Source organism: Paracoccus sp. FO-3, from assembly GCF_006386455.1.
GTDB lineage: Bacteria > Pseudomonadota > Alphaproteobacteria > Rhodobacterales > Rhodobacteraceae > Paracoccus > Paracoccus versutus.
Map to the genome: position 1 here is coordinate 1 of NZ_VCBQ01000129.1, position 11,677 is coordinate 11,677.

10 protein-coding genes and 1 pseudogene are annotated in these 11,677 nt (G+C 64.3%); 1 reads left to right on the plus strand and 10 read right to left on the minus strand.

The window, feature by feature from the left end; translation table 11 throughout:
• From FE811_RS23285 to FE811_RS23330, 10 genes are all read right to left on the minus strand, one after another.
• Window positions 1-1,629, minus strand: a 1,629-nt coding sequence (locus FE811_RS23285) for an ABC transporter permease (RefSeq protein WP_140848956.1), incomplete at its 3' end; no start/stop codon positions are given.
• Window positions 1,626-2,816 carry an efflux RND transporter periplasmic adaptor subunit gene (locus FE811_RS23290; protein ID WP_116222542.1) on the minus strand — a complete coding sequence of 397 codons (1,191 nt, stop codon included), beginning with the start codon at window positions 2,814-2,816 and terminating at the stop codon, window positions 1,626-1,628. The genes FE811_RS23285 and FE811_RS23290, both read right to left, overlap by 4 nt.
• A gap of 270 nt (window positions 2,817-3,086) precedes the next feature.
• Complete coding sequence (locus FE811_RS23295) at window positions 3,087-4,262, minus strand: YncE family protein (RefSeq protein ID WP_116222541.1); 1,176 nt, start codon at window positions 4,260-4,262, stop codon at window positions 3,087-3,089.
• Between the two features lie 143 nt (window positions 4,263-4,405).
• On the minus strand, window positions 4,406-6,892 hold the full coding sequence (locus FE811_RS23300) for a TonB-dependent receptor (protein ID WP_166435574.1): 2,487 nt from the start codon (window positions 6,890-6,892) through the stop codon (window positions 4,406-4,408).
• Window positions 6,893-7,079: 187 nt separating this feature from the next.
• Entirely contained in the window at window positions 7,080-8,042 is a 963-nt protein-coding gene (locus FE811_RS23305) for a FecR family protein (RefSeq protein WP_116222539.1), read from the minus strand.
• A gap of 122 nt (window positions 8,043-8,164) precedes the next feature.
• Complete coding sequence (locus FE811_RS23310) at window positions 8,165-8,686, minus strand: RNA polymerase sigma factor (RefSeq protein WP_036760333.1); 522 nt, start codon at window positions 8,684-8,686, stop codon at window positions 8,165-8,167.
• A gap of 309 nt (window positions 8,687-8,995) precedes the next feature.
• Window positions 8,996-10,213: a DUF3363 domain-containing protein gene (locus FE811_RS23315; RefSeq protein ID WP_140848958.1), complete on the minus strand. Its 1,218-nt coding sequence runs from the start codon at window positions 10,211-10,213 to the stop codon at window positions 8,996-8,998.
• A gap of 48 nt (window positions 10,214-10,261) precedes the next feature.
• Complete coding sequence (locus FE811_RS23320) at window positions 10,262-10,375, minus strand: DUF736 family protein (protein WP_072464205.1); 114 nt, start codon at window positions 10,373-10,375, stop codon at window positions 10,262-10,264.
• 36 nt (window positions 10,376-10,411) lie between these two features.
• Window positions 10,412-10,957: a S26 family signal peptidase gene (locus FE811_RS23325; protein WP_208861631.1), complete on the minus strand. Its 546-nt coding sequence runs from the start codon at window positions 10,955-10,957 to the stop codon at window positions 10,412-10,414.
• Window positions 10,954-11,481, minus strand: a complete 528-nt coding sequence (locus FE811_RS23330) for a DUF2840 domain-containing protein (RefSeq protein ID WP_072464203.1) — start codon at window positions 11,479-11,481, stop codon at window positions 10,954-10,956. Before FE811_RS23330 ends, FE811_RS23325 begins: the two co-directional genes overlap by 4 nt.
• Here FE811_RS23330 and FE811_RS23335 point away from each other — a divergent pair.
• Window positions 11,441-11,677 (plus strand): annotated as a pseudogene (locus FE811_RS23335) (hypothetical protein); the annotation flags it as partial. The gene FE811_RS23330 and the pseudogene FE811_RS23335 overlap by 41 nt on opposite strands.

The following is an 11,677-nucleotide window of genomic DNA, read 5'->3' on the forward strand; positions in this document are numbered from 1 at the left end:
GATGTTCATCACCCCGATGCCGCCGACGAAGATCGAGATCGCCGCGATGGCGCCCAGCAGCAGGTTCTGCGAGGCGCGCTCGGCCTCGGCCGCGGCAAAGGCCCCGGCCGCATCGGCCAGCCAGAAATCCTCGGCCCCGTGGCGCTGGGTCATCACCCGGCGCAGCAGCGCGTTGGTTTCCTCAAGCCGCGCCATGTCCTGCAATGCGACCACGATCACCGACAGCTCGCCCGGCCCGTAGACCCGGCTTTCCAGGCTGGCAAGCGGCATGGCCACCACCTTGTCGCGGTCGCTGCCGTTCTGGCTCAGCCCCTTGGCCTCCAGCACGCCGCCGACCAGAAAGGGCGACATGTTGACCATGACGAACTCGCCCGTCGGATCGCGGGTGTCGGGAAACAGCGTCCGCGCCACGGTCGCGCCCAGAAGCAGCACCGGGCTGCCGCCGCGCTCGTCCGTTTCGGAAAAGAAGCTGCCGCGCACCACGTCCCAGCCATGCACGCCGCGGAAATCGCGGTCCGTGCCCAGGATGTCACTGTCGATGGACAGCCCGCCCGCGGCGACCCTCGCCTGTTCCCACCGCCCCGGCATCACGCCCGCGACATTGGGCAGGCCCTTCAGCGCCATCGCATCCTGAAGCGTCAGCGGCCGCCGCGGCATGCGCGTGTCCTGGTCCGAGCTGACCACGACCCAGTTGGTGCCGATGGCCGAGGCGCGGCGGATGAATTCCTCCTGCGCGCCGCGACCGATGGCCAGCATGGCGACGACCGAGGCCACGCCGATGACGATACCCGACAGCGTCAGCGCGGTGCGCACCGGGCTGGCGGCGATGGCGGCAAAGGCCGCGCGGGCGGCCTCGCGCAGGGTAGAGAGAAGCGCCGGGCGGCGGTGGACCGGCGGCGGCAACGCCGGGGCGGGCTCGGCCGGCGGGGCAAAGCCGCTGTCGCCGGCGATCCGCCCCTCGGCCACGCGGATCACCCGATCGGCGCGGGCGGCGATGTCGGCGTCATGGGTGATCAGGATCACCGTATGGCCCTTGGCGGCAAGATCCGAGAGCAGCCGCATGACCTGCCGGCCGCTTTCGGCGTCGAGCGCGCCGGTCGGCTCGTCCGCCAGGATCACCGCGCCGCCGTTCATCAGCGCCCGCGCGATGGACACGCGCTGCTGCTGGCCGCCCGACATCTGCGCGGGACGCGCGCCCATCCGGTGCCCCAGCCCGAGGCTTTCCAGCAGCGCCGCCGCCCGCGCCCGCCGCGCCTCGCGCGCGGCCCCGGCATGGCTGGCGGGCAGCGCGACATTCTCCAGCGCCGTCAGCGTCGGGATCAGGTTGTATTGCTGGAAGACGAAGCCGAAGAGGCGATTGCGCAGCCCCGCCTGCGCGTCGCGCGACAGCCGCGCCACGTCCTGCCCGGCCAGGTGATAGCTGCCCGCCGTCGGCCGGTCCAGGAGGCCGAGGATGTTCATCAGCGTCGACTTGCCGGACCCCGAGGTGCCGACGATGGCCACGAACTCGCCCGCGCGGATGTCGAGGTCGATGCCGCGCAGCACATGGGCGCGCGCCGCACCCTCGCCGAAGACCCGGTGCAACCCGCGGATGCGGATCAGCGGGGGGTCATCCGCCGGGGCGGTCACGGTGCGATCCTCAGCAAAGGCTCGCCCTCGGTGGGGCGTTCTCCGGTGATCACCAGCTCGCCTTCCTCCAGCCCCGAGGTGATCTCGACATGGGAGCGGGTGCGCATCCCGGTCCGGGGGTGGCGGGTTTCCGGCGTGCCGGCCGCACTGAGAACGCGCACGGCCCCGTCCTCGTCCAGCGCCGAGACCGGGATGGCCAGCACATCCGCCGCGCTTTCGGTGACGAAGAAGACCTGCGCGGTCATGCCCGAAAGCAGCGCGCCGCCCGGATTGGCGATGTCGAACAGCGCCACATAGGTGACGACGGAATTGGCCTCCTCGCCCTCCTTGACCGGCGGCGCGGGCAGCACCTGGCGCAGGGTGGCGCGATGCTTGCGGTCGGGAAAGCCGAGCGTGGTGAACCAGACCGGCATGCCGGGGCGCAGATGCACCACATCCGCCTCGGAGACGTCGCTGCGCACCGTCATGGTGGCCAGGTCGGCGATGCGCAGGATCAGCGGCGTGTCGTAATTGGCGTTCAGCGTCTGCCCCTCGCGTGCCAGCGCCGCGACCACGGTGCCGGCCATGGGCGAGGTGATGCGCGAGCGGGCCAGCGTCGCCTCCTCGGCCCGCAACCCGGCGCGGCTGCGGCGGATGGTGGCGTCCAGCGCCTCGATCCGGGCGCGCAGCACGTCGCGGTCACGCTCGGCCTCTTCCAGCGTCACCCGGCTGCTGCTGCGCCCGGCCAGCGAGGAATGCCGCCCGGCCTGGCGCTCGGCAAAGCCCAGCTGCGCCTGCAATTCGCTGCGCTCGGCGGCCAGGCGGGCCAGTTCGGCCTGCAAGCCCTCGACCTGCGCCGCCTGCACCTCGGCGTCGATCTCGGCCAAGAGCTGCCCGGCCTCGACCCGGTCGCCGGCGGCGACATGCAGCCGGCGCAACTGCCCCGAGACCTGCGCGCCGACATCGACATGGGCATGGGGCTCGATCCGGCCCGAGGCGGTCACGGCGTTTTCCAGGTCGCGGCGGATGACTGGCGCGGTGTCATAGGCGACGGCGGGCGGTCCCCCGCGCAGATGCCACAGCCCCGCGCCGGCTAGGGCGGCCAGCGCCAGCACGGTCAGCACGACCCACCGCTTGCCGGGGCGCCGGGTCGGGGGCGATTCCTGCCATGGCGCAGGGATCTTCGCGCCGTGATTGAGGGCGTTCATTCGGCAAACCCATCCTTGATCCGTTCGGGGCTGGCGACGACGGCTTGCGATGGTTCGGTATGACCTGCCCGGATGACCCGAACACGATCCTATACGTCTTGACCTGGCTTGGCGGCCCGGTGCCGGGCTCTCGCAGATAGCGAGGCCGGCAGCCGGCAGGGCTGGCTCAGGACGCTCCGGCGCCGGACAGCAGCCCCGGCACATGCCCAGGCTCATGTCCCATACCGCAAATCGTGGTGCAACAGGATGCTGCACCGCGCGTTCAAACTCTCATCGATACGCAGCGGGCAGCTTCTCCAGATCGACCCGAATGACCGAATCCAGCGCGCCTTCGCGATAGTCGGAATGCTCCTTGTCATGCGGAACCTTGACGGTCACGAACAGGGTCTGGCCGTCTTCGCTGACCTCAATGCTGTTGGGGTGCACGGGCAGCGGAATGCGCTGCTTTACCGCATAGTCCTGCGCACCGATCACCACCAGCCCGCCGGTGCCTGCGTTTTCCTTCCGTGTCGTGCCCCGCCAGGTGGCATAAATCTCCGACCGGGCAGGATTGAATGCCACGTCCAGCGTGCCGGGGCCGACAGGGATTTGATTGACCACCTTGCCGTTGGCGATATCGAAGACGTAAATCGCACCCTTGTTCGCGTCGGCCGCAAACAGGCGCTGGCCTTCGGTGTCGATCGCCAGATTGAGGAAGAAATGCTGTGAAGCCTCGGCCGCCTCCTCGGTCGTATCGCCGGTCGAGATCATGCCTACCCGCTCGCCGCTGACCGCGTCGATGACCGAGATTTCCTCGATCCCGCCACCGCTGGCGTAGAAACGTCCCGCATTCGCATTATAAACCGCACCGGCCGGCCATAGCCCGCCCTCGATCCGGTGCAGCAACTCGCCCGCCTTCAGGTCCACAATCCAGACCACGCCCTCGCGGCCGGGACTGGTGACGAAGGCAAGGCCCCTGTCTTCGTCCAGCGTGATCATGCGGGTGTGTTCGAAGCCGCCCTCCTCCTTTTCCAATCCGAGCTGGATGGTGTCGAGAATCTGCCCGCCCTTCGCGTCGATCACGGTCAGCGAGCCGTCCAGCGTATTGCCGGCGTAGAGCCGCCCGGTTCTGCGGTCCAAGGCCAGCGCAAAGGGCCGGCGGGGCAGCTGGATCTGGCGAATGGGGTGCAGGTCATCGGCGTCCAGCACATGGATGAAGCCCGCCGTGCCTTCATCGAAGGACGGCACCGACGCGACGAAGGCCAGCCCTTCCTCCATCCAATGCACGACCTCATAGGCGCCGGGGATCGTGTCGGTGCGGATCATGGCGGGGGCAAATTCGGCCGTTGTCAGCGGTGCGGGTTCATTCGGCGCCTGCTGTGCGACAGCGGGCATCGCTAAGGTCAGTGCCAAAGCCACTGGCAGCACCATACGGAGCAAGTCTGTGCGGATAGTTAAGGGGATCATCAGTATCTTCCTGTTTCGAGCCGCAAGTACGGTGGTTCAAGGGAAGGGGCGGAAACGACCAGCAATGACCGCATCCATTACGAATTGGTTCGGGTTCTCACGAGACTCTGAAACTCCCGAACCCTCACATGAATACGATTACCTCAGAATGTACTGCGGAACGTCAACGCGATCTCGCGCGGGGGGCCGTAGAAATTGTTCTTGGACAAGGTGCCGAGCTGCGCATAATAGCCTCTATCAAAGACGTTGTTGATATTCAATGTCAGTGACGCGTCGTCGCTGAAATCATAGCGTACACTCAGATCCGCTACGGCATATCCACCTTGCCCAAAATTGAAGGGTACCTCGCTCCACTCCCCACCGGCACGCTCAACCCACTCCGTCCCACTAACCTTGGTGGTGCTTTGCGCGCGCAGGCCGGCGCCGATCGTCCACTTCGAATAATCATTAGGAAGGTTGTAGTTCGCCCATACCTTCAACAGATGTCTTGGTGTGATGGCGCTGTAAACACCGTTAGTTTCTTTATTTTTGTTGATATTAAGCGTATAGCCGGCGAATAGTTGAAGCCCTGACGCGACCTCACCTGAAACCTCTATGTCCAACCCCCTGCTAGTTACCTCACCATCGTCGAGATAACAGCAACTACTACCATTTCCTGGGTTAGACGCACCAGCGTAACGGGGATCCCGAACGGCCTCGCCCTCGCGCTTAGTATAGTAAGCCGCGAGGCTTGCGTTCATTGCTCCCCCCAGAAGTTCTCCCTTAAGACCAGTTTCGAAGGTGCGTCCGGTAATCGGGTTTAACGGCGATCCCGGCTCAGGGCCACGCAAATAGCGTGATTGCGATTGATAAATCGTTGCAACGCTTGCATATGCTGTCCAATCCCGGTTGAGGTCATGCGATACTGCAGCAAAAGGCGTCAGCACCCCATTATCGCTGTAATCAATAGCCTCACGCCAATTCACCGACCCGTCGCGATTGTAACTCGCTCGATGAAAGGAATACTTGTAATTTCCATAACGCGCGCCAAGGATGATCCGGGTTTGATCGCTCATTTCGAACTTTCCACGCGCGTATACACCATAGCGCGTTTCCGTGTATGGGTGGAAATTGAAATAATAATCTCCAGGAAAATCCGGTATAGTCGCAATCGGCCAATTCGCATCGTCCACATCGTCCAGATTGACTGCTGGTCCGGTGAATTCGCTGCGGTTTACGTCTGAGCTGTGCTTTGCATAGTCTAAGCCAATAACAATATCTGCGCGACGCCCAAGCAGATCAAAATCGCCAGAGATATTCGTATCAGCTTGGATCTGATAACCATCGGCCCAATTATGTGACCCGTTAAAGACCAAGCCATCGCCGGTCAGCGGATCAACCGCACCTGCCAGGTAGCCATAGAGGCCGCGGTATTTATGCTCGGCATAAGTAAGATTACTATTCCAAACCCAACCATTGGCAAAGTCATGCCGCAAACCCGCAAAAATCTCCCAGCCCTTATGATCCAGATCGGCCCAATCGGTGCCGAGGCTGGCTTCGACTGGAAGGCCGATATCAGAACCGTCCAGATAGCGCGGCATACCAGCCCACCAGGGAGCACTGCGCTGCCGATCGTAGCTACCACCAAAGGTTAGAACGGTGCTGTCGCCTAGGTCCGCTTCGATGATCGCGTAGAACGACCGGTTGTCCAATTCGCCCCCGTTATAGAAGGTGTCGCCCTTTTCCGCAGAAAGGATCATACGCGCCCGCACGTCGCCATCCTTAGTTAACGGGGTGCTGTAGTCATAGCTTACCGTCGCCCGATTCCAGTTGCTGTAGGACAGTTCGGCTGTGCTTGCCCGCTCGTCCAGCGGCCGCTTGCGTACCAGGCTAATGATACCGCCCGCCTCGCCATTACCCGAGAACAGCCCATCGGCCCCACGTAGCACCTCAACGCGATCATAGCGCGATAAGCCGATACTGCCGATCGCATCGTAGGAACTGGTCACGCCGACCGCGCCGCCGTCGATGCGCAAATTGCTGATTTCAAAGCCACGCGCGAAAAATCGGCCCGCGCCATAGTACTGATCCGGGGTCACGGTCACACCAGTCGCGCTGTTCATGGCGGCGCCAAGGTCCGTCAGACCGCGATCCTTAATCTGCCGCGTGGTGATCACTGTGACAGATTGCGGCGTCTCCCGCAGGGTCTCGTCGGTTTTCCCGATGGTACTGGCCGTCGTCGTATAGCTGTTGCTACCCTCGGTGTTCGCACCGCCTGCCTGAATCGTAATCGTGTCCAGCATGATCGAGCCGTCCGGGGCCACGCCCGATGCCCCTGCGCTGATCGGCACGATCGTCACCGTATTGGCGGCGGTGTATTGATACGTCAGACCGCTGCCCGCAAGGAGACGGGAAAGCGCCTCATCCGCTGTCAGATTTCCGGACACACCCGGCGACTGCTTGCCGCGCACGAGATCGGCCGGGTAGAGGATCTGGAGGCCAGAGCGTTCACCGAAACGCGTGATGGCCGAACCGAGCGGTCCGGCAGGCACCGCATAAGTAATTGACGCCTCCTGGGCTGCTGCGGGAAGATAAAGCCCGCCGCCCGAGATGATGGCTGTCGACGTCAACAGCGCGAGGGTAATGCGCATGCCAAGACCCGCCTTGGCATGACTGCGGGGGAAACTCTGCCTCATGATATCAAAACTCCCGTCCATATGGTTGAGGCGGCACCCGAAACGATGCCTGATATCCCCTAGACGGCTACTGGGCGGGGGCACCTCACCCCCTCCGGCAAACTTTCTTAACTTTTTTGTCGGGAAATCGGCTGCGGCCCGGTCAGGCGGGACGCAGCACGACCAGATAGCGCGTTACATGAGTGCTGCGCACCGGAAGGGTGTTCTCGATGGCCTCCAGAACCCCATCGGGGTTGGAGATGTCGAAGATGCCGCTGACCCGCATGTCCAGCAGCCTGTCGCTGGTGACCTGGATGGTTCCGCTGCGGTAACGATTGACGTCGGCCAGAACCTGGCGGAGCGGCCGGTCCTCGAAGATCAGCTTGCCGCGCAGCCATGCGGTTTCGATATAGGCATCGAAAGGCTCCACTGTGCCGGGCGCACCGTTGCCGAAGGAGATGCGCTCGCCTTCTTCAACCCGGACCTCGTCCAGCCCGGTCGATTGCACGGTGACGGCGTGCTCCTCGACCGCGATGGTCGTGCTGCCATCCCAGAGATGGACGGAAAAACGGGTGCCCAGCGCAGTGATGATCCCGCCCTCCGCACGCACGCGGAACGGACGAGGATCTGCTGCAACGTCGAAAAACGCCCGCCCTCGCTGCAGATGGATGCCTCGGACTTGATTGTCGAATTCCAGCGCAAAGGCCGTATCGGCATCAAGATCGACGGTGCTGCCGTCTTCCAGCGTGGCACGACGGGTTTCGCCCGTGCCGGTGTATTCGTCGCTTTGCAGGAAATCCGGCAGGCCGTTCAGCGCGAGGTAGCCGCCGGCCAGCCCCGCCGCGATACTGCCTGACAGCACCATGCGTCGGGATATTACCGGAGTAACCGGCGGCATCGGGGTAATCGACCGCGGATCCCGGACAGCATCAAGGTCGCTCCAGATTCCGCCGAGCTTCGCATATTCTTGCCGGTGCCGGAGATCGGCGGCAAGCCAGGCGGCATGGCGGGCACGGTCGGCTTCTGTGGCATCCCCCGAGTTCATGCGCACGAACCAGGCAAGCGCCTCGTCACGGACATCGCCTCCGTGGCCTTGCAGGTCTGGACTATCTTTGGCTCGTGCCATCGGGGTCACCGGCTAATGGATATGTCTTCCGGACGGAAATGGGGACGAGGTGGAGAGATCCTTCTCTATCCAAGACGGATGAGGAACCCAACCACCTCACCCCCGGTTGTGGATTTCGCATATCAGAGGTCATCAAGCAGGTCACCCAAACCGTCACGGCACTGTGCGAGCGCCTTCATGATCAGCTTTTCCACCGCGCTTCGGCTGATCCCCAGACGGGTGGCGATGTCGGAATGGCTCAGCCCGTCGAACTTGTGCATGAGAAAAACCTGTCGCTGCCGGGCCGGCAGGTCAGCGATGATCGCTTCCAGACGCGCCACGCGCTGACGAAAATCGACGATACGTTCTGCCGAAGGAAGGTCGGCAGGCCGGTCATGGAACTCCGCCGTCGTGAAGTACCTCTCGCGGACCCCTTGCGCGCGAAGTCGGTCTATCGCCAGATTTTCCGCCACCTGCCCGACATAGGCGCCGGGGCTCGATATGTCCTGAACATCCTGCGCCCTGGCGAGTTTGAGCCACGTATCCTGCATCACGTCCTGGGCATCGGATACGGTGCCCAACCGTCGCGTCAGACGGCGCGTCAACCTGTCGTAGCCGCTCATCAAAGCGCCGAAAACCCCATGCGGATCGTCACGCTCGCCCATGTCCCGCGTCCCTCGCCGACATGGACAGCAGCCCCCGAACAACTGATTCCTGCATATGGCCATGCCACATGACTGCAAACTGCCTGAGACTGTCGCTTTCTTCTGGGGTCATTCCGGAATTCCGCTCTCCAACCATGAGCAGCGACACATGACGCTGAACAACTGAGCTGGCTGGTAGCTGACCCGCGCATCACACTATTGTGTGCCTCGGCAAGAGGCAACGGCACATCCACAGATAAACACCGACGCATCAAGGAGGATTCACGGCGCCAAGGTCTGCGCGCCGCACCACGGCCTGATGCGGTCAACCTACAGGCCCAGCCCCCGCTGCCGTCCTAACTGCCACGACACCGATCCGCCCTGCACGACGCCCATGACCTCGCGGCCGAGCTGGCGGTCGATGACCGGCCGCCACGGGACAAGGGTGAATTCATGGGATTGCTCAACCACGGCGAACTTGCCGCTCGATAGCTGCACGGTGCCGGTGAACTTGCCGCTGACGTTCTCGCCGTCCGTGGCGGCGCGGAACGGCAGCCCCTTGCTCTCGGCCATCACCGCGCCGACGCGGGCAACCTCGCGCTCGCGCAAGGTGGCGAGAAGGTTGCGCCGGTAAAAGACGCGGCCATTCCGTGCTCGGGTGGCGTCGCCCTGTTCGATATGATGCTCGCGGCACTGGTCCATCGCCTCGCGCACCTGCTGGCCGAAGCCGGTCGGCGCAAGGTCGGCCGTCTCGCCATGGATCAATCGGCGGTCCAGCCATGTCGCGCCGTCCAATCCGATCTGCTTTTCCAGACCGACCGGGGACAGGACGCGCACACTGGCTTGCCGGTCGCGGCCGGCGTCATGGGCGGCGGCGCGGCTGACCAGATCATCGGGGATGCTCCATTGATCTGCGTCGATGCGCTCGACGATCCCGGCCCGGCGCAGCGCCTCCAGCCGGCGCACATGGGCATCGACATAGCCCTCATAGTCGCCGCCCGGAACGCGGCCCTCGAACTTCGCCTGCTCCAGATGGCGGCTCGGTCGATAGATGCCGTCCTCGGCGATGGCGGTGATGGTGCGGTCGGACGGCCGGGCTGCCGCTTCGGCCGGGCCGATCTCGACGATGCTGCCGATGCGGGCATCCTCCAGCCGCTCGGGCGCGATGCCGGCGATGTGGTGGGTGCGGCCGTCGATCCCGTCCACCACGACCGTCAGGTTCTCGCCCAGTTCGTCGGACAGGTGCTTGTCGATAACGCGGCCGGTGATGGGCAATGCGGGCGATCCGTCATGGATTTGGAAGCTCATCGGATCGCGGTCCAGACCATCGGCCTTCAGCGCCTCGTGCATGGTGCGGATGATGTCGCCGCGTGCGCCCAACTCGCGCAGGGTGGGTTCCAGCCGCTCGCTCAATTCCCAGATACCGGGCGCGTGTTCGGTGGCGAGGCCCATGCTCTCCAGCCTGGCAAGCCGGCGCAGGCGAAGGCTTCGCTCGAATTGCCGCCGGGGGCGTGCTGGGCTCAAGGCGCAGATCGAGATGCCGCGCATCGGCTTCCTCGGCCATGGCGCGGTCGAGCCGCGTGAACCGATCCTGATCTATCTCGTCGGTGAGCTTGCGGGTCTGATCGCCAGATCAAAGGCGAGTGTGAGGGTCTGGACGCGGCCGGCGAACCCGGATTTCCCGCGTGTGAACTGACCGATCTGGGGCATGGCAAGTCTCCTGTGGTTGATGGTTGAAGTGCGAAGTCACTGCGTCGGCGCGCGCCATTCAAAGCGGCCGTCGCCTTCCTCATCGGTCCAGAGCGGGATCGCCCTACCGATGACGGAATTTGCGGGGATGGCGCCGAAATATCGGCCGTCGAGGCTGTCGCGGACCTCCCGGTTCATCAGGAGCAGCTCGCCCTCGCGGATCACGCGGCAGCCCTGCCAGACGGGCAGATCGCGGCCGAGCCGATCGCGCGCCAGCGCCTCGCCCATCCCGATCCCGTCCAGCGTGACCGTCAGACCGTCACGGCAAACCCGCTGTCCCGGCAGGCCGAGCACGCGCTTCAGGAGCGGCACGACCGTCGCGACATAGCCGCGTTCGGCGATGAAACCGGCGAGCGGTTCAGGCGGCATGACGGCGACCAGATCGCCGATGGCCGGCTGCGGCTCCGGGCGCAGCATGTAGAACCCGACCGGCACGCTGGCGCTGGCATTCCAGATCAGCCGCGGCGCGATGTCGAGCAGCGAAAGGCCGAGGACGGTCAGCGCCGTCAGATATGTTGCCCAGAAATATCCGGCGGACGTCATGGGTCGATCCTCCGGCGGCCGATCCATGCGGCATGGCGTTCGGGCGTATAGGGATGCGGCTCCAGACCGGCGGTCAGGCGATTGTGGACGTACCGCCAATAGTCCGGCGATACTTCCGTCGGATCAAAGCCAAGCGCCTCCACGGCGTCGATCACCTGCAAGGCGTGCTGCACCTTCGGCCAGCCACTGAGGCGCAACAGGATTTCACCGCCGGGGCGGACGAAGGGTAGCGTCTGGAACGGCTCGCCGCGACCGATTGCCCGCACAATGTCGATGCGGGAAACGATCGTGCCGTAGTCGTTCGAGGCCCAGCGGACGAAGGCGAGGACCGCATCCGGCGCGAAACCGACGAGGCTGCGGCGGCGGTCGATGATCTGCTCATAGCTCTTGCGGCCGAACCTGATCCAGCGCTCGATCTTCTTTCGCTGGAAGGTCAGCTCGACCAGGGTGGTGACTGGCGCTGCACCGGCGGGATCGTTCCCCTGCTGCCGCGAAAACCTCGCCTTGATCGCCGACACCAGCATCTCGGGGGCCAGGGTGGCGCGGGAACTGGATGCGCTGGTCAGGATCTACGGCAAGCCGGCCTGTGTCGTCAGTGATCGACGAGGATCAGAAAACGATCCGGGGGATCGTTTTCCCGAGGAGGGGCACCGAGTTCACCAGCAAGGCGATCCTGAAATGGGCCAACGAGAACGGCGTCGAATGGCATTATATCGATCC